The 23,669-nt window shown below is 60.6% G+C and carries 26 protein-coding genes and 2 tRNA genes; 4 read left to right on the top strand and 24 right to left on the bottom strand.

The annotated features are described in order from the left end of the window. The first annotated feature begins 134 nt into the window (after positions 1–134). Both A9404_RS06440 and A9404_RS06435 read left to right on the top strand, forming a co-directional pair. Positions 135–1,418: a WD40 repeat domain-containing protein gene (locus A9404_RS06440; RefSeq protein WP_156521266.1), complete on the top strand. Its 1,284-nt coding sequence runs from the start codon at positions 135–137 to the stop codon at positions 1,416–1,418. 3 nt (positions 1,419–1,421) lie between these two features. Further along, positions 1,422–2,912, top strand: a complete 1,491-nt coding sequence (locus A9404_RS06435) for a GGDEF domain-containing protein (RefSeq protein WP_082922791.1) — start codon at positions 1,422–1,424, stop codon at positions 2,910–2,912. A gap of 191 nt (positions 2,913–3,103) precedes the next feature. Here the strand turns inward: A9404_RS06435 and A9404_RS06430 are convergent. The 4 genes from A9404_RS06430 to A9404_RS13530 form a co-directional block, all read right to left on the bottom strand. Continuing rightward, a tRNA-Cys gene (locus A9404_RS06430) sits at positions 3,104–3,177 on the bottom strand. 5 nt (positions 3,178–3,182) lie between these two features. Then, positions 3,183–3,258, bottom strand: a tRNA-Gly gene (locus A9404_RS06425). Between the two features lie 79 nt (positions 3,259–3,337). Further along, positions 3,338–3,826, bottom strand: coding sequence for an Rrf2 family transcriptional regulator (locus A9404_RS06420; protein ID WP_156521265.1), 489 nt, complete (start codon positions 3,824–3,826; stop codon positions 3,338–3,340). A gap of 99 nt (positions 3,827–3,925) precedes the next feature. Continuing rightward, positions 3,926–4,348, bottom strand: coding sequence for a DUF1249 domain-containing protein (locus A9404_RS13530; protein ID WP_066099428.1), 423 nt, complete (start codon positions 4,346–4,348; stop codon positions 3,926–3,928). Positions 4,349–4,459: 111 nt separating this feature from the next. Between A9404_RS13530 and A9404_RS06410 the strand changes: the two genes are divergently transcribed. Together A9404_RS06410 and pgm are read left to right on the top strand one after the other, a co-directional pair. Continuing rightward, on the top strand, positions 4,460–5,122 hold the full coding sequence (locus A9404_RS06410; RefSeq protein WP_082922790.1) for a lytic transglycosylase domain-containing protein: 663 nt from the start codon (positions 4,460–4,462) through the stop codon (positions 5,120–5,122). Positions 5,123–5,259: 137 nt separating this feature from the next. Next, positions 5,260–6,903, top strand: coding sequence for a phosphoglucomutase (alpha-D-glucose-1,6-bisphosphate-dependent) (gene pgm, locus A9404_RS06405; protein WP_066099426.1), 1,644 nt, complete (start codon positions 5,260–5,262; stop codon positions 6,901–6,903). Positions 6,904–7,009: 106 nt separating this feature from the next. On the opposite strand, the gene A9404_RS06400 is transcribed toward pgm, so the two are convergent. From A9404_RS06400 to A9404_RS06305, 20 genes are all read right to left on the bottom strand, one after another. Then, positions 7,010–7,459: a hypothetical protein gene (locus A9404_RS06400; protein WP_066099425.1), complete on the bottom strand. Its 450-nt coding sequence runs from the start codon at positions 7,457–7,459 to the stop codon at positions 7,010–7,012. 146 nt (positions 7,460–7,605) lie between these two features. Next, entirely contained in the window at positions 7,606–8,115 is a 510-nt protein-coding gene (folA, locus tag A9404_RS06395; protein WP_066099424.1) for a type 3 dihydrofolate reductase, read from the bottom strand. Between the two features lie 5 nt (positions 8,116–8,120). Next, positions 8,121–8,531 (bottom strand): phosphate-starvation-inducible protein PsiE, encoded by a 411-nt coding sequence (locus tag A9404_RS06390; protein WP_066099423.1) that lies wholly within the window; start codon positions 8,529–8,531, stop codon positions 8,121–8,123. Positions 8,532–8,569: 38 nt separating this feature from the next. Further along, positions 8,570–9,364 carry a thymidylate synthase gene (locus A9404_RS06385; protein WP_066099422.1) on the bottom strand — a complete coding sequence of 265 codons (795 nt, stop codon included), beginning with the start codon at positions 9,362–9,364 and terminating at the stop codon, positions 8,570–8,572. Then, positions 9,361–10,191: a prolipoprotein diacylglyceryl transferase gene (gene lgt, locus A9404_RS06380; RefSeq protein ID WP_066099421.1), complete on the bottom strand. Its 831-nt coding sequence runs from the start codon at positions 10,189–10,191 to the stop codon at positions 9,361–9,363. The genes A9404_RS06385 and lgt overlap by 4 nt, the downstream gene beginning before the upstream one ends. A 111-nt stretch (positions 10,192–10,302) precedes the next feature. Next, the gene (locus A9404_RS06375; RefSeq protein WP_066099420.1) at positions 10,303–10,941 is read right to left on the bottom strand and encodes a hypothetical protein; all 639 of its coding nucleotides are present in this window, start codon (positions 10,939–10,941) and stop codon (positions 10,303–10,305) included. A gap of 120 nt (positions 10,942–11,061) precedes the next feature. Beyond that, positions 11,062–11,367 carry a hypothetical protein gene (locus A9404_RS06370; RefSeq protein ID WP_322098983.1) on the bottom strand — a complete coding sequence of 102 codons (306 nt, stop codon included), beginning with the start codon at positions 11,365–11,367 and terminating at the stop codon, positions 11,062–11,064. Between the two features lie 30 nt (positions 11,368–11,397). Further along, positions 11,398–12,201 carry a CbbQ/NirQ/NorQ/GpvN family protein gene (locus A9404_RS06365; RefSeq protein ID WP_066099419.1) on the bottom strand — a complete coding sequence of 268 codons (804 nt, stop codon included), beginning with the start codon at positions 12,199–12,201 and terminating at the stop codon, positions 11,398–11,400. Between the two features lie 78 nt (positions 12,202–12,279). Continuing rightward, positions 12,280–12,606: a P-II family nitrogen regulator gene (locus A9404_RS06360; protein WP_066099418.1), complete on the bottom strand. Its 327-nt coding sequence runs from the start codon at positions 12,604–12,606 to the stop codon at positions 12,280–12,282. Beyond that, positions 12,603–15,743: a DUF2309 domain-containing protein gene (locus tag A9404_RS06355; RefSeq protein WP_066099417.1), complete on the bottom strand. Its 3,141-nt coding sequence runs from the start codon at positions 15,741–15,743 to the stop codon at positions 12,603–12,605. Before A9404_RS06355 ends, A9404_RS06360 begins: the two co-directional genes overlap by 4 nt. Positions 15,744–15,747: 4 nt before the next feature. Further along, complete coding sequence (locus A9404_RS06350) at positions 15,748–16,491, bottom strand: hypothetical protein (RefSeq protein ID WP_066099416.1); 744 nt, start codon at positions 16,489–16,491, stop codon at positions 15,748–15,750. Positions 16,492–16,494: 3 nt separating this feature from the next. After that, positions 16,495–18,177, bottom strand: coding sequence for an NADH-quinone oxidoreductase subunit 5 family protein (locus A9404_RS06345; protein ID WP_066099415.1), 1,683 nt, complete (start codon positions 18,175–18,177; stop codon positions 16,495–16,497). 226 nt (positions 18,178–18,403) lie between these two features. Next, the gene (locus tag A9404_RS06340) at positions 18,404–20,770 is read right to left on the bottom strand and encodes a nitric oxide reductase activation protein NorD (protein ID WP_066099414.1); all 2,367 of its coding nucleotides are present in this window, start codon (positions 20,768–20,770) and stop codon (positions 18,404–18,406) included. Positions 20,771–20,791: 21 nt separating this feature from the next. Then, complete coding sequence (locus A9404_RS13525) at positions 20,792–21,085, bottom strand: hypothetical protein (protein ID WP_066099413.1); 294 nt, start codon at positions 21,083–21,085, stop codon at positions 20,792–20,794. Continuing rightward, positions 21,082–21,738 (bottom strand): ParA family partition ATPase, encoded by a 657-nt coding sequence (parA, locus tag A9404_RS06330; RefSeq protein ID WP_066099412.1) that lies wholly within the window; start codon positions 21,736–21,738, stop codon positions 21,082–21,084. Before parA ends, A9404_RS13525 begins: the two co-directional genes overlap by 4 nt. A 16-nt stretch (positions 21,739–21,754) precedes the next feature. Continuing rightward, positions 21,755–22,036: a 4a-hydroxytetrahydrobiopterin dehydratase gene (locus tag A9404_RS06325; protein WP_066099411.1), complete on the bottom strand. Its 282-nt coding sequence runs from the start codon at positions 22,034–22,036 to the stop codon at positions 21,755–21,757. 16 nt (positions 22,037–22,052) lie between these two features. Continuing rightward, positions 22,053–22,484 (bottom strand): ferritin-like domain-containing protein, encoded by a 432-nt coding sequence (locus A9404_RS06320; RefSeq protein WP_066099410.1) that lies wholly within the window; start codon positions 22,482–22,484, stop codon positions 22,053–22,055. 26 nt (positions 22,485–22,510) lie between these two features. Beyond that, a complete protein-coding gene (locus A9404_RS06315; protein WP_066099409.1) occupies positions 22,511–22,843 on the bottom strand; it encodes a BMC domain-containing protein in 333 nt (110 codons plus the stop codon). 109 nt (positions 22,844–22,952) lie between these two features. Next, positions 22,953–23,249: a BMC domain-containing protein gene (locus tag A9404_RS13160; RefSeq protein WP_012823794.1), complete on the bottom strand. Its 297-nt coding sequence runs from the start codon at positions 23,247–23,249 to the stop codon at positions 22,953–22,955. A 74-nt stretch (positions 23,250–23,323) separates the two neighbouring features. Continuing rightward, positions 23,324–23,620, bottom strand: a complete 297-nt coding sequence (locus A9404_RS06305) for a BMC domain-containing protein (RefSeq protein WP_066099407.1) — start codon at positions 23,618–23,620, stop codon at positions 23,324–23,326. Positions 23,621–23,669: the final 49 nt, after the last annotated feature.

Genomic DNA, 23,669 nt, shown 5'->3' with positions numbered 1-23,669 from the left:
TGCATGTACGGATTGGTCCTTTGACAGATAATGAGTAACGCCACATAGAAGCGGCATGCCCGGTCAGACACGATATCGGACGGGTCAGTCCGCCTCGGCAGGGCGATGGCCACTCATCCACAATCAGGAACCTCATGATGACCACAGCACCTCAAGATATCTTTCTCGGTGAGCCGACCTGGCTGGCGACGCCGCAAAGCAGTCTGCAGATCAATTCCGTCGCGGTCAGTCCGGATGGTCAGTTGACTGTCGGCGGTTCATCCAGTGAATTTGGTACCGGGCAGTTTTGTTTTTATGGATATGACGCCACAGGCGCCGAGGTATGGCGTGTCCCAGTGTCAGGCCCAGACGCCACGCAGGGCGTGTTCTGGGTGGCTATCAGCGACGACAAGCGCTTTGCTGCGTGTGGCGGAGAGACGGGCGAAACCGCCGGATTTTTGTATATCGTCGATGCCACGGATGGCCGCATCCTGTTTCAGGACAATCAACTCCCGTCGCGCGTCAATCAGCTGACATTTTCCCATGACGGTAATTTACTGCTCGCCGATTTCGAGCATGAGTTGCGGCTCTACCAATACTTCGAACATGAATTGCAGTCCTGCCAATATACGGTTGGCTGTTCCGATTTGGCGTTGTCGGCCTGGTCACAGAGCGACAGCATCGGCTTGCCGACGGATTTCTCCAGCTACAGCGGCGTGTTGGCTGCTTCTGGCGACCGGGTGTGGGTTGGCGCGATTAACTACAATACTCAACCCTATACCGGCCTGGTACAACAGATTGAAGTGACGGACGGCAAATTCGGTGCCGTGGCGACTTATGACCAGGCCCAGGGTGTGATGCGTGTGGTGGCCACGGAGAACGGCGTTTATGCGGCCGCATCGCTGCACGACGGCAGTTGTGCGTTCTTTCAGGCGGTACAGCCAACGACAGCTTTTGTCTACAAGCCGGACTTGGCGTCGCTCGATATCGCTTATGCCATCGCCATTACCGAAACGCCGGCAAAACAACTGGTCATCGTGGTCGGCGCCAATCAGAGCCCTATCGGCGACAAAAAGGGCGATACCGGCGTGTTGTATCGGGTTGATGTCGTGCAAACCCAATCGGAAATCGCCAATTTTCCAGTATGGGCGCCGCAACCGGGCTGGACTCATTCCTTGCTGTACGGGGTTAATCCGGGGGTGTCACTGGATCGGGATGCAACGCTGGTCACGGCGACCGATGGCGAACCGGATGAAGAGGGCGGCGGTATCAATCAAGACGAATCGCCGGGGAACTTCTATTTGCTGGATGCTAGATCTGGTCAACAATTGTGGCAATATGACACTCGGCTGATGAATTGGCCAATGGCACTGACTCCTGATGGTAGAACGGCGGTGGGCGGCAGTGATGACGGCAGTATCTATTACTGGAAATTGTAGTAAGTGAAATTTGAAGGTCCGACCCCCGCGCCATACTCTGATCAACGGCTGTGGGTCGGCCGTTTGCAACGCTCCTGGGCGTTGCGCAATGGTGCATTGCTCCTGCTCTGGCTGTTCGTGTTCAAGATCGGTGCACTGGTCGAGTATACCCACGACGCCAGTGTCTGGTTCCCGGCGGCGGGGCTCACCTTCGCCTCCTTGCTTCTGTTCCGCTTCTCGATACTCCCCGCCTTGCTGGCCGGTTGCGTGCTGAGCACGATTTATACCGTGCATGCCTACGATATTTCGCTTGGTGATTTTCAGATCCTGAAAGCTGGCCTGCTGTTCGGTCTGGCCCATATTCTGCCCTACGCCATTGGTGCCAACGTGCTGCGTGTGCTCATCAAGCGGCGGTCACTGGATATGAGCGTGATCATCGTGCTTTTCCTGGTGATTGCGGCAGTCAGCTCCTTCTTCGCCACCTGGCTGGTTCTGCCGACGCTGGTGATGACCGAGATGATGTCCCCCGACGCCGTGGCCTCCACCTGGTTGCCATTCTGGATCGGTGACATGGCTGGAGTCATGGTCATGGCCCCTTTCTTCGTCGGCCTCCTGAACTGGGTGCAGCCGGGGGCTTTCCCTCAGTTGGCGGACCTGCCCGGTTTGGATCAGCAGACATTCAACGCCCGTTCCCTGATGAAGTTGCTGCTGAATGCGTTACTGCTGGTCTCGTGCATGCTCCTGGCCAAAGTCACCCATTCGCCGAACAGTGCCTTTGCCATTTTCTTTCTGGTGATCCCGCATATGTGGATTGCCTGTTCCGAGTCGGCATTCCTGAATGTCAGCAGCGTAGCGCTGTCGAGTTTTCTGATCGCATTCTGGGTGCATGTGCTGGGTTTGATGGACTACGTGATGGTCTATCAGTTCGCCATCAACGTGATTGCTGCCAACACGCTCTTTGGCCTCGCGATTCCCTCCCTGCTGGCGGATAACCTGAAACTGCGCAAAGTCGCATTTACCGACAGTCTGACCCAGGCGGCGTCACGCGATCTACTGGTACAGCGTTCAGCACAGGAAATTACGTATAGCCGACAGGATGCCAAACCCCTGGCGATGATCGTGTTCGATATCGATTATTTCAAGAAAATCAATGACAAATTTGGCCATCAGGTCGGCGACCAGGCCCTCCAGCAGATTGCGCAATTAGCGCAATCCTTACTACGGCCCACAGATCTGCTCGGTCGCTATGGCGGGGATGAATTCGTCCTGTTGTTGCCACATACCGAACTCGGCGCCGCGCGGCTAATCGCGGAGCGGATTATTGAGCGGGTGCGGCAAGTAACCATCGCGGAATCCCACCAGTTGACGGCAAGTTTTGGCGTGGCGGGACTGCAGGCCGATGACGACTTCGAACGGCTGTTCCGCCGTGCCGACCACGCGCTGTATCAGGCCAAACTCGCGGGCCGAAACCGGGTGTGCGTTGCCGAAGTCGAGCATCAGCAGGCGCTCGCCTGATCGCGTAAGCACCCCCACGGGGGATTTGCGGCGTATCGAACGCCACAGTGCGTGTGGCCTATGAGAGGCGTCGTAACTACTACGCAGGCTGCCAGCCAATGTCCCAAATCAGGTTCGGAGGACACCGGACGAAAAAAATCCCGCCAGAAGTCGGGATTTGATTTGGGATTGGACACTGTCCAACTGAGAAGTGGAGGCTGGACCCGGAATCGAACCGAGGTAAGCGGATTTGCAATCCGCGACATAACCACTCTGACATCCAGCCGAATTTGGAGCGGGAAACGAGGTTCGAACTCGCGACCTCAACCTTGGCAAGGTTGCGCTCTACCAGCTGAGCTATTCCCGCAGGAGGGCCGGGATTATTGATGGGCGAGGGGAATTTGTCAAGCGCTCGCGATTCTCTTCTGGCCTTCTGGGGCAGTTGGTCAGGCCGCTGCGCTCCGTCGTGACGGTTTGCTGGGCGATTCCTGTCGTCGGCTCGGTGTTGCCTCGGTATCGGCTTCGGCATGGGACTCCATGTCCAGGAAACGCTTCAATGAAATCTCGCTGAGATAGAGATAAAGATCCCGGGAAAACTCGTTCCATTTGTCCTGGGCGAAGTTGCGCTTGTCCGGACAGGATTTGTCGAAACCCTGGAGTCGATCTGCCCGGCAGCGGTCGTCGATGGCATCGATGACGTCTGCGATCGATATCTTGCTGGGATCCTGGCCCAGGCGATAACCACCACCCGGTCCACGCGTACCGACCACGAGCTCTGCCTGGCGCATCTTGGCAAACAGTTGTTCGAGGTAGGAAAGCGACACGCCTTGAATCGCGGAAATCTCGGCCAGGGCCACGGTGGTTTCGGCGTCGGTCCGGTTGGCCAGGTGGATCAAAGCAGTGACGGCATGTCGGCACTTGGTGGTGAGTCGCATGATCTTCATCTCCCTGGGGGATGTTCATTTCCCCGTTGGATTTCCGGTTGTTGTGTACTTTCCGAAGAGCATAGCCGACTAAAACACTTGGGTATAGTGTTAATTCCTTTTTTCCGTGCAGGTTTTTAATTGGTCGATCAGCCAGTTCTGCAACATTGTGTTCCGTTTGTGCTGCTTTTCGGCGCAACGACTTTGCTGATCATGGAGGCATTTGCTGCGACTGCCGGTTTCGACCAATTCCGCCGCGCGCGCATCGTGATAGATCCGGACCGCGAGACGCAGTGGTTGTTGGCGCCGCCCAAGGATGCGATGGTCCGTGAAATCGATGTCGAGGGTAAATCGACTGTTCGCGACGATCTTCGGCGAGACGCTGGCGATCCAGGGGCATTCGTCGCCGGCTTTCAGTCGACGCAGGTCGCCAAACAATCGACGAATGAGGATGTAGTTGTGTTCGTACAGTTCCATCAACCGGTCGAAGGTCGGCGGTCGCTTGTGATGGGTTGGCAGGTCGTCTGTATTCATAAGTGCGTTGTTATGCAATAAAATCCGGGTGTGCGCAATGGTGGCCGCATGGGTTGGAGGTTGTGTGCGTTGGCTGTTATTGTGAACCAACGAGCAATGAGGATATAGGGCATGAGGGATTGCCGAACCGGGACTACGTGGTTTTTTCGCCAATGGCGGTGCGCAGCATGGCTGGCTTTTCTGTTTGTCGGCGTTCTGCCGGTAGCCCGTGCGGATGTGTATGTGTATCGCGATGCTTCCGGCGTCGCTCACCTGACCAATGTCACCCCGAAAAAGAATTCGGGCTATACCCTGTTTCAGAAAAGCGCGTTGACGGCACCCAAGGCCTGGCGGGATGGTTTCCGGATTCTGCCGCGTCTGGACGTGCACACCTATGACGATGAAATCAATCATTACGCTCGACAGTATGGCGTGGATCCGACGCTTGTCCGCGCTGTCATGCACGCGGAAAGCGCCTTTAATCCCAACGCGGTCTCACCCGCCGGTGCCGGCGGTCTGATGCAGTTGATGCCCCAGACGGCGGCCCGGTTCGGCGTAGCCGATCGATTCAATCCTGCGGAAAATATTGCCGGCGGCGTTGCCTACTTGGCGTTTCTGCTCGATCTGTTCAACGGAAACCAGAAGCTGGCGGTGGCTGCATATAATGCCGGCGAGGGTGCCGTACAGAAATACGATGGGGTTCCGCCCTACGACGAGACGCAGCATTACGTGTCACGGGTGCTGGATTTGCATCAACGCTATAGCGACTTGGCGAAGAAGACGGCGCACAACTGATCTCTGTTGCCCGTCGTACGCGCGTCTTCGGCTTTGAGCCGGATCGAGACATCGGGCAGAATCATCGGGTACCGTTGAAATAAACCCGATAGCCAATCGTTACACCATCCTCGTTACAACACCCAAGGAAGCACCTTATGTCCACCTCCGATCTGGCGGGCACCTTGCCCGACCATGCCGCGCTGATCAATGTCCCTGTGCTCGTGAGCGCCTATTACAGCCGGGTCCCTGATGCCGAAAACCCGGTTCAGCAGGTGAGCTTCGGTACCTCCGGTCATCGGGGCTCCAGCATCAGTGCCTCCTTCAACGAGGCGCATATCGTGTCGGTCACGGCGGCGCTCGTCGAGTATCGGCGTGCTCAGGGTATCGATGGGGTGCTCTACCTCGGTTTCGATACGCATGCCTTGTCCTGGCCGGCATTCGTGACGGCGATCGAAGTGCTGGCGGCCGCGGGCGTGACGGTGCATTACCAGTTGGGATTCTCTCCGACGCCGACGCCGGTCATCTCGCGCATGATCATCGACAAGAACCGCCGTTCAGCCGGTGACGGCCTCTGTGATGGGGTGGTGATTACGCCTTCCCATAATCCCCCGACGGATGGTGGCTTCAAGTACAACCCGACGCACGGCGGTCCCGCCGATACGGATGCGACGGGCTGGATCCAGCAGCGTGCCAACGAACTGTTGCCGGACTGGGAAACCGTGGCGCGGACGCATTTCGATCAGGCGCTACAGCAGCCGCATATCATCGCCGAGGATTTCATTGCGCCGTATGTGGCCCAGTTGGAGGAGGTGATCGATTGCACGGCCATTCGCCGCTCCGGTCTGTCGATCGGTGTCGACCCGATGGGTGGGGCCGGCTTGCCCTACTGGGCGCCAATCGCCCAGCGGTACCAGCTGGATCTGTCCGTGGTCAACGAACGGATCGAAGCGGATTTCCGGTTCATGCCGCTGGATCATGACGGCAAGATCCGGATGGATTGCTCGTCGCCGTATGCCATGGCGGGGCTTCTGAAGATCAAGGATCGCTTCGACGTCGCATTCGGTAACGATACGGACGCCGATCGGCATGGCATCGTCACGCCGGACGGGGGCTTGCTGAACCCGAATCACTTCCTGGCGGTGGCCATCGATTATCTGTTCCGCAATCGCCCGCATTGGCGTGCGGATCTCGCCATCGGCAAGACGGTCGTGTCCAGTTCGATGATCGATCGCGTGGCCGCCGGCCTCGGGCGCAAGGTTTATGAAACGCCGGTGGGTATCAAGTGGTTCCAGCCGGGGCTCACGGCGGGGGAGCTCGGTTTCGGTGGTGAGGAATCGGCGGGTGCCACGTTCCTCTGTCGGGATGGCACGGTGTGGACCACGGACAAGGATGGTTTGATCATGGGCCTGTTGGCTGCGGAAATCCTGGCCGTGACTGGCAAGGATCCCTGGGTCTACTTCAATGATCTGGTGGATCAGTATGGTCAGCCGTACTACACGCGGGCCGATGCCCCAATCAGTCCCGAGCAGAAGGCCCGATTCAAGGGCCTGACTGCGGAGTCCGTCACGATCGATGCCCTCGCCGGCGAGCGCGTGACGCGGATCATGACCCATGCGCCGGGGAACGGCGCGCCCCTCGGTGGTCTCAAGGTGGAAACGGCGAACGGCTGGTTTGCCGCGCGTCCCTCCGGTACGGAAGATATCTACAAGATCTACGCGGAAAGCTTCATTTCAACCGCGCACCTGGAGGAAATCCTCGCTCAGGCGAAGCAACTGGTCGGAGCGGTGTTGGCGGGGTGACCGCTCGATCCGCGGATGCGGCGGGTCTCTGCCGCTTTCCGCTCCAGTTGGCGGGGCGGCAGCACCGGATTGAATGGGCGTTGGATGATTTTTGGGCGTACCGGGCCTAGTTGCCGGTCTGCCCTTTTTCTTCTTCGCGCACCAGCTGGGTCCAGAAGTGGCGCAACGCGTCGACAGGTACCGGCGTCGATGATAGCAGGTACGCTTCCGCGCGCGATTTCAGGCTGGGATGTCGCTTGGTCATCGCCTGGATCCAGTTCAGATCGCGGAAAGAGAGAAAGCCCGTGCTCAGACGCACGGACCAGGACAGCCATTTGGCTACGTTTTCCGCGGGCGTGATGCTCAACCAGACGGCCGCAACGAGGACCGGAATGCCCAGCAGGGGATAGCCTGCAGCCTGATCGGCCAGTAGCGCCCATTGCATGAGAAAGAGCCCGCCGGCAAGCGCCATGAGCGATGCATAGGTGTACCGGTGCTGACTGATGACCGCGTGTAGCCGATTCAGGCGATCGACCAACTCGGGTTGGTAGTGGAATTCGTCGCGCAGATCGAGCATGGCGCCTCCCCTGACCGTATCTTCGAACCATACGGTAATTGCTATTGATATGACGATGATATGACACGCCGCAGCCCAGCGCTAGGTTATTCCCGGTGTGTCCGGCTCAACGGACGATATTTTCGGATGAATGGGCAGGGGGGCGTTCAGGAGGTCGTTTGAGTCGTGACCCTTTGCCAGGTCATGAAGCTGTAGGGGTAGGGATTTTCCGGGTCGGCCGGGTGATGTTCCTCGATGACCAGTCGCCATTCCCGCCGGTTGTAGGCCGGGAAGAAGGCGTCGCCGTCCTCGATGCGGGTGTGCACTAGCGTGAAGAACAGAAGATCCGCCCGCGGCAGGAACTGGTAATAGATGTTCGCTCCGCCGATGACCATGGTTTCCGGCGCATCGCCCGCGGCCTCGATGGCGGCATCCAGGCCATCGACCACGATGACGCCTTCGGCCGCCTGATAGTCGGGATTTCGACTGATGACGATGTTCTTGCGGCCCGGCAGCGCGCGCCCGATGGATTCGTAGGTCTTGCGCCCCATGATGATGGGCTTGCCCATCGTGATGCGCTTGAAGCGTTTCAGATCCGCTGGCAGGTGCCAGGGCAGTTCGTTGTTTCTGCCAATCACCTGATTGCGGGATAGTGCGGTTACCAGTCCGATCTTCATGTCGTTCAGCCGTTTTCGCTGGGGAAGCGGGTGGAGCCGTACTTCACGACCAGCACGGCGATGGCAAGAATCGCGATGGCGCCGGTGTAGGTCAGCAGGGTCAGGTTCGTCATGATCTTGACGTCAACGACCAGAACCCGTGTGAGTGCCGTGATCGCGATATAGATCAGGAAGCGTACGGGGAGCCGCTTGGTCTGGAAGTAGATGCCGATCATGGCCAGGATTTCGAGGTAGATGAAGAACAGGAGCAGGTCATCCAGGGAGGGCGTGCCCTTGTGGATGACTTCCAAAACAGCCGCCCCGGTCGACCAGACGACGCCGATCCAGAGAATGAACAGCAGGATGATGTGCGCCAGCATGTTCAGGTCGTTGCCCAGTTTCTCGATAAACCGATGACTATTTCGAATTCCTAACATCTCTGCATCCTGACTGAACGGGTGAAATCAGCGTTTGATTATACGGCAACCTGAGCGGCGATATGCGGCTCGGGATCGTAATCCGCCAGCGTGAAGTCCTCGAACACGAAATCCTCGATCCGGGTACGGGCGGGGTTGAGCCGCATCGTGGGCAGGGCCTTCGGCGTTCGGGTCAGCTGGGTCCGCGCCTGCTCGAAGTGGTTGTGGTAGAGGTGGGCGTCGCCCAGGGTGTGGACGAAGGTGCCCGGCTTCAGGCCGGTGACCTGCGCGATCATCAGGGTGAGCAGGGCATAGCTCGCGATGTTGAAGGGTACCCCGAGGAAGATATCGGCGCTGCGCTGATAGAGCTGGCAGGAGAGCTTGCCGTCGGCAACGTAGAACTGGAACAGCAGATGGCAGGGCGGCAGGGCCATGTTGGGCACGTCCGCGGGGTTCCAGGCCGTCACGATCAGTCGCCGAGACTCGGGGGTCTTGCGAATGGCCTCAATGACCTCCGCCAACTGATCGATCGTGCGTCCGTCGGGCGTAGCCCAGGAGCGCCATTGCTTCCCGTAGACCGGACCCAGATTGCCCTCGGCATCGGCCCATTCGTCCCAGATCCGTACGCCGTGCTCCTTGAGGTAGGCAATATTGGTATCGCCGCGGATGAACCACAGAAGCTCGTGGATGATCGAGCGCAGATGGAGTTTCTTGGTGGTCAGCAGCGGAAACCCCTCCGCCAGATCGAAGCGCATCTGGTAGCCGAAGACCGAGCGGGTGCCGGTTCCCGTTCGGTCGCCCCGGTCGACGCCGTGCGTCAGTACGTGGGACATCAGGTCCAGGTAGGTCTTCATGATGCGGATTCCTCCGATGAGGTGATCGGTTGAACGGGACGATCCATGATCCGACGGCGGTAGGCATAGATCATCAGACCGATGCCGATCACGATCATGGGGGCGGAGAGCACTTGTCCCATGGTCAGCCAGCCGTCCCAGAGATAGCCCAGCTGGGGATCCGGTTCCCGGACGAATTCGACCAGAAAGCGGAAGGTGCCGTAACAGATGAGGAAAAGGGCGGAAACGGCCATGCGCGGGCGCGGTTTCAGCGAGAAGATGAACAGGATCAGAAACAGCAAAATGCCTTCCGAGAAGGCTTCGTAGAGCATGGAGGGGTGCCGGGGCAACGGGCCACCGGTCGGGAAGACCATGCCCCAGGGCAGGGTGGTCACCTTCCCCCAGAGTTCGCCGTTGATGAAGTTGCCGATGCGCCCCGCAAACAGGCCGATGGGGACCAGCGGCGCGACGAAATCCATCAGGGTGAAAAAGTTGTAATGGTATTTTCGGGCAAACAGCGCCATGGCTGTCATCACGCCGATCAGGCCGCCATGGAAGCTCATGCCGCCGTCCCAGACCTGGAACAGGCTCAGGGGGTGGGTGATCAGTTCCGGTGTCTGATAGAAGACCATGTAGCCGATGCGCCCGCCAAGGACGACGCCCAGCGCGCCATAGAAGATCAGATCGTCGACCTGCTCGGGGGTTAGCGGCCAGTCCGGTTTGGCGGCGCGGTACCGGCCCAGCGCCCAGGCGCCGACGAAGCCCACGAGGTACATCAGCCCATACCAGTGAACCTTGAATGGGCCGATGGCAACGGCGATCGGGTTGATGTCTGGATAGGTCAGCATGATGTCGCCTACTACATGGCTAATGTGGGATGGCAGTACGCAGGGAACGAATCGGTTCGCCGTTCATGTCCGGCTCATTGCCCGAATGTTTCTTTGGGCCGTCGGCAGCAATTATCTGCCGTCGTCGCGGGCGTGGGCATTGATGCTCGCAATGGCGGCTTCCGCGGCGCGCATCGCCTCGGCGGTCTCGGCCTCGCTGCCCATCATGACGAGTCGACCGAAGGTCCCGAAGGCGCGCACATCGATCAGGGTGACATGCGCGGCCTTTTCCGCCTCGTTGGCGGCCTGCACGATATAGCCGGCCGGTTCCGTTTCCAGAATGAACATGCTCTTGCCGGGCAACAACATCGACCCCTTGCGGAACTGTCGGTTGATCAGCGTCGCGTGGTCGGGCGAGATGGCGCGGATGATCTCTTTCCAGGCGATGCGACAGGGGAGGCGGTCGCCAACCTCGTGGTTGATCTCGCGCAGGATGCCTTCGCCCGCGGCGAGTACTTCGCTCTGGTTCCTGAAGTGAATTTCCATGGAGCCGAACGCCCGTTCCACCACCTGCTCGCCCAGGCGCACGCTGGTGGCCTTCAGTGCGATGTCGCTCAGGCGATGTACGGCCATGCCGGGGGCGACCTCCACCCACAGGCAGGCATCGCCGGGCACCGGAAGGAAGCCCTGCGACGACGTGGCGAGATAGGATGCCAACTGCGGTTGAAGCGAGTCGATAAACGAATAGACCCGCAGGTTGACATTGTTCATAAAAGGACGGACCGGGTGAAATAAAACGCGCGATATTTTACCACGCCGACGGCGATCCGCGAACCATCAGCCTTCAGTTGGCGTTCGTCAGCGTTTGCCGGATTGCGTCGAAGCGCGCCCTCAATCATCGTCTTCGAGTTCCGGATCCCAGCCCTTGGCCTTGGCTTTTGCCAGTGCCTCGTTCTGGATGCGCATGTACTTTTCCTGCAACTCGGGCGGCAGACGGCTCGGCAGGTGGGCGTAGGGTTCCCAGGCCGCCCAGACCTTCTCGTACAGCGATTGGATCTGGCCTTGGTTCCAGCCGGCACCGGTCTGGGTTTCGGGGATGAAGCCGAACAGCCAGCCATCGCGGATGATCTTGCCGATGTGCGTCAGGCCGCCCTGTTCGTCCTCGTCCAGGCCGACGTAATTGATCTGTTTCATCATGACAGTGATTACCTCAAGTGGCGGCCGACATCAGAAGAAGGTCTTGACGACCGTGTCGAGCGCATCGCGCATGTCCACATCATCGGTGATCGGGTTGACCAGGGTCATGGTGCAGGCGGCGCGGGCTTCCACGCCCTTGGCGATCAGCTTGCCCGCGTAGACCAGCAGACGGGTGGACAGACCTTCGTCGAGGCCGTGGCCCTTGAGGTTGCGGGCCCGCTGGGCGATTTGAACCAGCTTCTCGGCCGTGCCGACATCCACACCCGTCTCGTGGGCCACGATTTCCGCTTCGATGTCCGGTTTCGGGTAGTCGAAGTCCAGGGCGCCGAAACGCTGCTTGGTGGATTGCTTCAGATCCTTCATCAGGTTCTGGTAGCCGGGGTTGTAGGAGATCACGATCTGAAAGTCCGGGTGGGCTTCGACCAGTTCCCCTTTCTTTTCCAGGGGCAGCACGCGACGGTGGTCGGTGAGCGGGTGAATCACGACGATGGTGTCCTGACGGGCCTCGACCACTTCGTCCAGATAGCAGATGGCGCCGATGCGGGCTGCGACGGTCAGGGGGCCGTCCTGCCAGCGGGTGCCGTCCTTGTCGAGCAGGTAGCGGCCGACGAGGTCGGAAGCCGTCATGTCCTCGTTACACGCGACGGTGATCAGCGGCCGGTTGAGTTTCCAGGCCATGTGTTCGACGAAGCGCGATTTGCCGCAGCCAGTCGGGCCCTTGAGCATCATCGGGATGCGGGCCTCGTAGCCGGCGCGGTACAGTTCGATTTCATCATGTACGGGACGATAGTACGGCTCGCGTTGCACGCGGTATTGATCGACGTTCTGAGTCATGGTGTTGCCTTGTCTGAAAATGATGTTTGTTGATTCGGTTCTGCCCCGGCAGATCCGCGCGTCCTGTCGACGGGCGGATCAGCTCTTGAATTTCACCAGTCGACTGACCTGGATGTCCGAGAGGAACACGACGCCGCTGTGCTTGTTGAAGAAGGGCGCGAAGCCTTCGAGCAGCGGTTTGACGAGTTCCTCGGGGACGGCGGCGATGATCATGATCAGCACTTCGTCCTCGTTGAACATCAGGTGTCCTTCGTGGTAGCCCTGGCTACCCTTGCCCGAGAGGTTGCCGACGATGGTGTAACCCTTCACGCCGGCACGATCGAGCAGATCCGTGGCGAACGCCTGGTGCTCGCCCTCGAGAATGATTTCCAGCTTTTTGAGGGGGGTGAGATTGAGGTTGTTCATACGCTGAGCTCTTCTGCAAGCGGAGGTTGTTTCGGAATCGCGGCAATGGGGCCTTCGCCCAGATCATACCATTCTCCGCGGTCATAAAAATGGCGGTGGCCGGTCTCCGGATCGATCACCACGACGGTGATCCAGCCGTTGGTGATCAGGGACATGACCTTCGGTAGACGGCTGGCTGCCGCGAGCGTGTGTTCGACCGGCGCCTCGACGATGGCGAGCAGTCGGATGGGTTCGTGGTACGGACGACCGTCCTTGAGTACGGACTGGGCGGGCAGGCCGGTGCGGAGGTCGCTCAGGTTGCCCGTCATCACGCCGAAGCGGCAGGCGACATTGTGGTAGGCCTTGCTGCCACTGCCGAAGTGGGCATTGTCGACGGCGGAAAAATAATGCTCCAGGTTGATCCACTGGCCGACGATCAGGGGGCCGGTGAGGATGCTCTCGAGCAGGCGTCCCTTCGGGTCAACCCGGTAATCGTAGGACTGGAGGAAGGTGCGGCCATCCAGATTGACGCCTTCGGTGAGATGGCGCCCGCCGACGATGACGGAGGCATTGCGCGCCAGACCCCATTCCGGGCGAACCTGGGTCCAGTCCGAGGCGTTGCGCTGGATCAGGCGATAGGCCTTGAGTGCATCGGTATTCGGCGTGACGCGCTCCACCAGGGTGGGCAGGCGTTCGGCGGCGGACAGGCGGGACGCAGCCCGGAGGCCGTTGCGCAACCGCTCGAGGTAGACGAGGTGGCTCGCCGGCAGCAGATCCAGATCGTGCAGCTCAAGCGCGTCCGTGGTGGTGTTGTGCAGCATGGGCACGAACCAGGCGTCGTCGGGGATGTCGAGGCCCTGCTTGCGCAGGCGACGGCGCACTTCCGGCTTGTTGCCCATGTGTGCGAGTACGCGCGCGGATACCAGGCCGTGACTGCCGCCGCAGGCGCCACAGTCCAGGGCGGATTCGTAGGGGTTGTTGTCCGAGGTGCTGCCGTGGCCGGAGAGGATGACGAACCGCGAGAAGTTCTCGGTCAGGCCGATGGAGCGCAGTGCCTGCCCGACGTAGTAGGTCTGTTCGTCCAGGGTGAAGCCGATTCGGCCCAGTCGTTCCATCTGCAGGTCGACGTAGGAACGGTTGATCTTGTAGTCCTCGCGCAGACGCTCGATGAACTGTTCTTCGGCGGTCTGGCTCAGGGCGAACTGTCGGGCGAATTCCGTCTGGCCGCTCTGATGGCCCATCGCCACCTCGCGCAGCTCCCGCACGATGGCATCGGTCAGGGCCTCGCGCTCGATGCCGAAATCCTGGTGAATGGCACGGACGATCATCACCCGCTGCAGGGCACGCACGATGGAGTCGGCCTGTTCGCGCGTCAGCTTGTCGACGAGCAGTCGGGTCGAGGTCTTTTCCGGTTCGATCCGGTCGCGCAGACGGTGATACGTGTACGGGGCGACCGTCTTGCCGATCATGTCGAAACCGAAGAGCAGACCTGCCGCCTCGACCGTGAAATACGGCGAGAGCACGGAGCTTTTCATTTCGTGCAGGATATGTCCGGCAGAGGTGTAGAACTGGGCATCCATCGGCTCGGCGCCCGTGGGCACTTCGAGGACCAGGTTCTTGGGGGTCACGACGACGGGGCACAGATTGACTTCGCTGCCCTTGCCGAGGCCGATGAAGCTCACCGGTACCCCAAAGAAACCGGCAATGCCGAAGGTCTGGTAGTCGCCGACGGTTTCGAGCTGGCGGCGCACCCGCTCGGAGCGAACGTCAATGCAGAACAGGATCTGGGCGAAGGGCCGCTTCTCGCGCTGGACGGTCGGCGCGGGCTTCAGGCGAGCCAGCAATTCGTTCCGGTATACGGTTTCCATGGCCCGCAGCCAAGCCATGCCTTCGTTTTCCTCGAAGGTCTGCAGCAGTGCCAGGAGCGATGCGATTTGTGCGCTGTCGAGCGCCTTGAGGGCATCGAGCTGACCGGCGGCCGAGGCCAGATCCACCAGCGCCTTGGCCTGACGGCGGGCTTCGGCGACCCGCTGGGCCTGTAGATAATCGGGCAGGATGCGGTTGACGCGAGCGGGATGACGATGCGCCAGCGCATCGTCGACGTCGTGCGCGAATTCGGGCAGGACGCAGCCGCCGTGATAGGCGAGGCGCAGATAACATTCCGCCGTGTGCTGTTCGATATAGGCCGAGAGTTTCGGGAGGGTGTCCGGCGTACGCTTCCGCCGGGCGTGCTCGCGGATGAGCGCCAGCCCCAGAACCAGGCGGATCGCCAGGAAATCGATCAGATCGGCGGGGTACTGCGTCGACCAGTAGTAGTTCTTGGCCGAGGAGCGCCAGCGCAGAAAACCGGCCCAGCCGTGCAGGCGCGTCAATTCGCGGGTGATCAGACCATCCCAGTGATCTTCGTCGATTCCGAGTTCACTCAGGATGTAGGCAATCGTGCCTTCCGGGGTGTCGTCCTGCGCCAGGATCTGCTTGATATGCAGGCCGCGCAGGAACAGACGGAGGTTGCGTTTGGCCAGTGCGCTCCAGGCCGTGAACAGACCATCCCGGCGGCCCGGCATGCCCCAGGTCGACTGACCTTCGTCGAAGAAGTCGAGACAGCTCTTGACGACCAGTTCGTCCAGCGTGGTGCCAATGTCGGTGCCGAACAGGGCATCAATGGCCTCGTACAGCGGCCGGTCGGCCGGAAACTGGGCCTGAAGACGCGCATTCAATGCTTCGAGGTCGGTGATTTCCCCGTTTCTCAGGGTCTCGCCGCGCAGGGCGTGATGGATGTCGTCCGCATCCGCGAGCGAGCGCATCCGGCTAACCTTTTCCGGTGTCTGGCAGAGCAGCGTCTCCAGCAACTCGGTACGGTCGAGATCGCCGATGGCATCACGATCGGCGAGAAATTCCTGAATGCTGTGACGCAGGCTGTCGCGATCGACCCGCCCCTGGTTCAGATAATGCTGGTAATCCGCTCTGGGTAGAAAACCGCGGGCATGAAACAGGTGCTCGCCCTGGCGAACGGCCTCTTCGAACGGCAAGTGTTCGAGACCATGCAACGGATTGTGATGGATGAAGGTCCGCATCGGCCAGAAATTCGGAATCGGCTCGGCGGCCATATGGACCATGGATCGGATTTTCAGGCGGTGACCCAAAGGAAGACGGCTCATATGCTCAGGCTCCTGTCCAGATCAGGTTCAACAGAACGATGGCTGCGATCAGGCCCGTAAACGCCCAGGTCAGGCGCAGGTCGAGATCGTCGGCAATGGCGCCGGAACGGGGCCCGAACACGAGACCGTTCAGCAGACGCGTGCCGGACCAGCTCCACAGCAACCAGGTCAGCAGGACGGGGATCGCGACACCGATACTGGTGTGCATCAGAAGCTGAAGCAGGGCGAAAAACGCGGGGAACAGGGGCAGGGCCATGGCGGCAAGTACCACGATCACGATCAGGGCGGACAGACGCGGCAGATCGCGGGCCAAACCGAGTACGAGACCGGCATAGGCGGCACCGAAGCGCTTCTTGAGGGCGACGCCGATCAGGATCAGCAGTGCCGGTGCCACGGACAGCCACAGAACGAAGGCATGCAGGCTGTGACTGTCGTTCGCTGTGGCGGCGGCCCAGGTCATGGCCCAGGCGGAGGTGGCCAGCATGGCGGCCCACTGCCCCAGATCACGGACAGTGAGCAGGCGCCAGGCGTAGAACAGGGCGGTCAGCAGGCCCCAACCGAGGAAGAAGTCCGAGCTGAGCGGCAGTCCGGATGCTGCCAGCAGCAGTACGCCGATCTGCGGCCAGACCAGGATCAGCATGACGCGGAGCACCGGATGACAGAGTCGGCTGAGCAAGGCATTAAACACGATGCTCAACGGGAACAGCGGCAGGAAGAAACCCGCCATCAGCAAGAGTAGGGAGTTCATGGGTCAGTACCACCTCAGCCAGACATTCAACCGCTTGGAGACATCGAGCAGGGTATGGGCCATGCGGTCATACAGATCTGCCACGTAGAATTCGCGGGAAATCAGCGAGTACAGCGTGAGTTGCAGATTGCCGAAGCGGTTGCCGAACAGGGATTCGTCTCGGGTGGTCAGGTAGCTGCTGATCCAGCCACCGATGACGATCAGGGCAAGGAGCACCACGAGACCGTCGAAGGTCAGGGCATCGATGCCCGCCGTGTGATAGATCGCGTTTCGGAACGCTTCATCCGGGTAGAGGAAGTTCTCGAAGGCGTGACCGATGAAGGTGTAGCCCACCACGATCAGGGTGAATGACAGCAGGATCAGCATCATCATGCGGATGGGGTTGCTGGCGTCGAGACGGTGGGTGGCGAACAGTACCTGAACGCCGGTGATCCAGCCGAAAAACAGCAGCACGATCGCCCCCTGCTTTTGGAAGAAGTCGGCGGCAACCACCCAATGGGCCAGCACCAGAATGGCCAGCGGCACGACCAGGGTGACCACGCCGATGATCAGCCAGGGCAGTTTCGTGCTGGCGGACTTGCGTTCGACGAGGAAGGTGTACAACGGGTTGTGCGGGACGCCATCATGCTGCCGCGCCTCACCGATCATGCTGCCCGAGCCGAGGAACATGGTGCCCTTGAACAAGCCATGCGCAATCAGGTGGAAGACGGCCAGCGAGAACGCGCCCAGGCCACACTCCATGACCATGAAGCCCATCTGGCCCATGGTCGAATAGCCCAGTGATTTCTTGATGTCGTTCTGGGTCAGCATGAGTACCGATCCGATGAGGGCGGTGATGAGGCCGACGATGAACAGCAGATGAAGTACCCCGTCGCTGTGGACGAAAACGGGGGCGAAGCGGTTGATGATGAAACCGCCCGCATTGACGATGCCCGCGTGCATCAGTGCCGAGACGGGGGTCGGGCCTTCCATCGTGTACGGCAACCAGGTGTGCAGCGGGAACTGGGCCGATTTGGCGAAGGCCGAGAAGGCGACCATCAGGGCGACGGTGGCGGTCACCGGCAGACCCAATACGCTGGTGGCGTCCGGATTTTCGGCAATACGGGCGAACAGCGTCGGGAAATCCAGTGCGCCGTAGGCCTGATAAAGCAGGACGGCCGCAAGCACCAGAGGCAGATCGCCGATCCGATAGGTGATGAATGTCCAGAAGGCGTAGCGCTGGCTTGGCCAGGATTCGGTGTTCTGTCCCAGGAGAAAGTACAGCAGCACGCCGACCAGATGCCAGGCAACCAGCAGCGTGATCAGATCGCCGGCGGAGACCATCAGGAGGATCGACGCGGTCATCAGGTCGAGGAGCATGAAAAACCGGGGGTAGCCAGGTTCTTCCGCCATGTACCGCACGGAATAGATGTGCACGATGAGGCTGATCCCGGCAACCACGAGGGACATGATGCTGCTCAGCGGGTCGAGGATCAGGCTGCCCCAGGATCCGCCCAGGCTGGCCCAGTACGGATTGCTCTGGGTCGTGATGTAACCGATCAGGCTGTAGAGCGCCACCACCACGGTCAGCGTGCTGACCGCGACGCTCAGCTTGGCGACCCGCTTGCCCAACCGCCCGGCGAGCAGATGCACCAGCACGGCGGAGGCGATGGGTAACAATGGAATCAACCATTGGCTATGTATCATGATGGTTCTCCGGTTCCGTTAGGAATACCTGATTGCAAATACCGTCTTTCAACCAGCTCGGCGCACACTGTCCATGGCGCTCACCTCAGGGTGGGGCGCCCTCGGTCCTGGGCTGTGGTGCGCATGCCACCGAACGTCGTGGCATTGTCTGCGTGCACGCGGGGCGTTGAACGCACTGACGACACGACTTTCCCCCAACAGCGTCGCGGGCGTATCTTTGCCGGGCTCAGGTGCGCGTCATGGACAGGTACAACGCCGGCAGCTTTTCCGGCAGTCGTGCAACCTGATCCAGCACCATGTAATGCTTGGCACCAAAAATCCGTTCGACATATTCGTCCGCGTGGGGGTCGAGCGTGACGCAGAAGGTCTCGATGCCCCGGCGGCGCAGTTCCTCGACCACCCGCTTGGTGTCGTGTCGGAGATACTGTGGATCCCGCACATCGTTATCGGATGGCTCGCCATCGGTCAGCAGCAGGATCAGCTTGCGCTGGCTGGCTCGGGCATCCAGCAGTCGACCGGCATGACGCAACGCCGTGCCCATACGGGTGGACAGCTGGCCGGTCATGCCTGCCAGGCGGGCTTTGGCCAGGTCGTTGAATGTGTCGTCGAAATCCTTGAAGCGGAAATACTCGACATCGCTGCGACCGTTGGAATCGAAACCGTGGATCGCGTAGGGGTCGCCGATGCGGTCCAGCGCATCCCCGAGCAGGGCAGCTGCTTCCCGGGCCAGATCGAGCACGGTTTTCTCGCCGTCGCCGGTGCGCACCGGGTCATTGGTGGATTCGGACAGGTCGATGAGCAGAATCACCGACAGGTCACGGACCTGGATGCGGCGACGAATGCCGATGCGCGGATCGGGCTGACGGTTCATGCGGATATCGGTCATCGCCTGAATGGCCGCATTAAGGTCGACCTCGTCGCCATCCTCGATCTTTTTCTGACGAACCACGCCCTGAGGCTGCAGGGCCTCGATGAGGTACTTCAGGCGCCGCACCATGGGTGCGTGTTCGGCCAGGATTTCCTCGATGGTTTCCGGATCGCCCAGTGCTGGTTTCTTTTCGGTCAGGGTCGTCCACAGGGGGCGCTCGAGCTGGGTCTGATAGTCCCATTCCGGGTAGTATCGCGGCGAGGCCATCGGTGGCGTGCCGTACAACTCGTTGAAGGTCGTGCCGTCGTCGTCGTAGAGTTCGGTAGCCAGTACCCAGATCTCGTCGGCACTCTCCGCGGTGGCGAACTCCACGTCCAGGGCATGCAGCATTTCCATGACGCTGACGTACTTGCGCTTGTCGTGGATGCTGGCGGCAACGGCCGTGTTCGGCTTCGCGTCCGGCTCGATCCAGAGATAGGCGTTATCGTCCCGATACGGACTGCTGGGGATATCGGTTCGGCTCTGGAAAGGGAGATTCTGGGCGCGGACCTGTTCGGCCAGCGTCAGGCCAAGGGTCCGTGCCGCCTCCTGCGATTGCATGTCCTCGCCCAGTGCCGCAAAACCGTGGCGTGCCGCCTGGACCAGCGGATGGTCGTCGAGGTACGCGTCGTCGCAGAGCGCCAGAGCGATGCGGTCGAACAGCGCGCTCATGCGCGGGGATGAGCCCAGACGATCCTCATCGGGAAGGGCGGCCAGGGTCAGTCGGTGAAAATTGAGCCAGAGCGGCACGAGCCCCGGGAAATCCGCCATGGCCAGGCGTTCGACCCGCGCGTCCTCGATCAGCCCGACCAGTACCCGCTCCAGGGGACCGGTGTCCTTGGCCTTGGGATCAATCCGGGAATAGATCTGATGGGCGGCGGCATGTGCCGCTGCGGCGCGGTACAGACTCAGACCATCGACCGGTTCGTGGCCTTCGACCTTGTAGTCGTCGTAGGCATCGGGCAGGTTGATGAACAATTCATCGATGAATGGTCGATAACCGGTGCGCGTTTCGAAATCCCCGGAGGTCGGTCGCAGAAAGAAATCGCGTCCCCAGAGTGCGCGCAGATACATGACCAGGCGCCGCTGAACGTCGACGAACAGGACGCCGCGTCGTTCGCGCTGAAGCACGGCCCGGGATTCCGGGGTGGACAAGCTGAAATAGGCGTCCTGGGCGGCGAAGTCGTTGCGATGCGCCTGGATGCCCCAGGTGATCCAGCGCCGCAGACCGCCGAGGGTCAGGCTGCCGAGCAACTCTTCGATGTGATCGAGCAGCGGCCGCAACGCCCGCGGTGCCTTGGCAGCGACATGATCGAGCAGGGAGAGGTAGGCATTGAACAGCTCCGCCTCACCCAGGCGGCTGACCGCCACCGGCGCAGATTGGAACACGCGCGCCAGCACCGACCCGCTGGCCTTGGAGAACATCTGGATCACGGAGGACAACAGCTCGAACACCGAGGTCTCGCCGATTTCCCGTGCCACCGGAACCGATGACTCGATGAAGGCGATGACCAGTTCGTCGCCACGACCCAATGCGTTCAGGTTCGCCGTGCTTTCCAGAAAGGTCTGGAAACCCAACGGACTGAGCAGACGCGTCAAGTCGTGCCAGTGCTGCTTGAGGACTTCGGCGACGGGCTCGCCCAAGTCGTCGAACAGCGCCTGATGCTGATCCATGGAAATGCTCATGCTTTGGCGGCTTCTTCCGACTTAGTCCGGCCAAACGCGACGCGGGTGCGCGCTGGTGTCGTGCTCAGGAACCTGAACGTCATCTGCGGCAACCGTCGGCTTGGCCGAAGCTGCTGCCGGACGGCGCGCCGGTGCCGAAGCGCGAGCCGCCGGCTTGGCTGCGGGCTTGGCTGCGGGCTTCGCGGGTGTTTTGGCCGGTGCCTTTGCGGCGGCTGTTGCAGGCTTGCTCGCGGCGGGAGCCGCCTTGGCCGGGGCTGCGGTTGCAGGCTTGTCGGTCTGGATGCTGGCGCTCAGCTTGTCTTCGAGATTGCTCATTTGGGTATGACCTCTTGGATGATCTGGTTGATTTCATTGGCCGCGGATTGGCCCCGGCCGCCGAGCTGGAAGACGCTGACGCCTTCCACCACGGCATTGCGATACACGGCACGACGCCGCACCGATGTGGACAATACGGGCACGCCCAGTCGCTCGATCGCCGTCTTCATGGCCCGCGACATGGCGCTGCGGGGTTCGGTCTGATTGAGGACGAGGGCAGCCTTGAGTGAGGGCCGCTCTTCACGGGCGCTGCGAATCACGTCGATCGTCTGCGCGCTGGCCCACAGATCGAGCGGGGAGGGCAGAACCGGGACCAGGACGAAATCGCAGGCGGCCATCAATTGCCGCGTGATCGCCATGTCCAGCGATGGCGGGCAATCCACGACCACATATTCGTGATGCGGTTGGGCAACCTTGAGGTTTTCGACGGGGTCGGCGTGTTCCGCATAGAGCGTGGGTACGGCGTCATCCGCCTCCCGACTGCCCCAGTCGACCCAATGCTTCAATGCGCCCTGCGGGTCCGCGTCGACCAGCCCGACGGAGCCGCGGCGAGCCAGACCGGCGCTGAGGTTGGTACTGATCGTGGTTTTGCCGCAGCCGCCTTTGAGGTTTGCGATCGCGATGCTGAAGGCCGGTGCCTGTGCGCGTGCCATGGGTGTCACCCGACAATCAGCGGAATTTGGCCGCCAGGTCATTGACCTGACGGGCAAAGGTAGCCTCGGATTCCTGCAGGGCGCCGTCATCGGCCGCGGAAATGGTCACCGTGGCAAAATCCTTGGCGAAGTGCAGGTTGGGGTAGTTGCCCACTGCCTCGGAGAGCTCGGCCAGGTCGTCCAGAAACCCGCGCGTCTGCGCATATGTGTCGAAATCGAAGCGACGCGTCAACTGCGGCGGCAGTTTGCGGGTCTCCCAACCTTCAACCGAGATGGGTGGTGTGGTGGATTCGGCCATGACGATTTCTCCCCGGTTAGATGGCTTGCGCTGCCTGCGTCTGCAATTCCTGCCAATAATGCTTCAGCGCTTCGTCCAGGAACGATTGGAACAGCGCGTGATGCTCGGCATCGCGAATACGCAGGCAGAACTGGCAGGCGTCATCATACAGATGAACCGTCTGCTGAAGTTGCGCGATGGATAACGCCTGCATTTCGGCCGGATTCTGTCCGGGCCGGACCGCGCCGACCGTGAAGCTGTTCGGCGCGACGCCCATCAGGAAAAGCGTCTGCGTGAGACGTTCGACGTGACTGAGCGCGTGTATCGCCTTGTGGCGATAACTCTCGGCGAGTTCGGTCTCGGACCATAGCTCGGCAAGCGCGGCGCGCGTCTGGAATTGTTGAACGGTGTTGAACTCGTGTTCAAGACCGCGCATCACATACGCGGTGATTCGAGGATGAATTCGCATGCGATCAAACCTCAGTCACACTCGCCTCAACCGTTAAGGTTGGCGATGCACCAGGCGGAAGCGGTTTCCGAAGGATCTTCAGACAGAATGGTTTCCACTTCGGAGTGGACACGGGCAATGATATGCGCGGCCACCAGACCGTCGCCAACGCGTTCGCAAGCGTCCGCACCAGCACGAACGGCTGCATTGACCGCGCCGGTTTCGCCGCGAACCAGAACGGTGACGTAGCCGCCACCAACGAATGAACGTCCGACCAGACGGACTTCGGCCGCTTTGGTCATGGCGTCGGCGGCTTCAATGGCCGGAACCAGACCACGGGTTTCAATCATGCCCAGGGCAATGCCATGAGTCGTTGCCATAACACATCCTCTTGAATGCTATGAGCTCGTGCAATACGCGCTCAAGGAATAGGGTAGACGGTATCGGCGGCCGAGGCCGCCGAAGTGAGCCGTCTTAGGAATCTCTGTCTTAGGCTTGCGGAGCCTTCGGCAGGATGTTTTCTACTTCTGAGTGAACACGCGCGATGATGTGCGCAGCGACGAGACCGTCACCAACACGCTCGCAAGCGTCTGCACCGGCACGAACGGCGGCGTTGACCGCACCCGTTTCGCCACGGACCAGAACGGTCACGTAGCCGCCGCCAACGAATTGACGACCAACCAGACGGACTTCTGCAGCCTTGGTCATGGCATCCGCCGCTTCAATAGCGGGAACCAGACCACGCGTTTCGATCATACCCAGAGCAATACCAGTTACATCAGCCATTTAATTAACTCCTAAGCTGTCACTTGATGCAAAGAACCGGAACAAGGCTTGCGCCGGTTCGCGTATCCTGATCCTTAAGCTTGCGGAGCCTTCGGCAGGATATTTTCGACTTCAGAGTGGACGCGGGCAATGATGTGCGCCGCGACCAGACCGTCGCCGACTCGTTCGCAGGCGTCAGCGCCTGCACGAACTGCTGCGTTGACGGCACCGGTTTCACCGCGAACCAGGACGGTCACGTAACCGCCGCCAACGAACTGACGACCAACCAGACGGACTTCCGCCGCCTTGGTCATGGCATCGGCGGCTTCGATTGCCGGCACGAGACCACGAGTTTCAATCATACCCAGTGCAATACCTGTTACTGCAGCCATTTTGTACTCTCCTCAATAAAGACCCAATCAAATATCAACACATAACTTT

The sequence above is a fragment of the Halothiobacillus diazotrophicus genome, assembly GCF_001663815.1.
Lineage (GTDB): Bacteria > Pseudomonadota > Gammaproteobacteria > Halothiobacillales > Halothiobacillaceae > Halothiobacillus > Halothiobacillus diazotrophicus.
The sequence above is the reverse complement of the archived record's forward strand: the minus strand, read 5'-3'. Positions and strand labels throughout refer to the sequence as shown.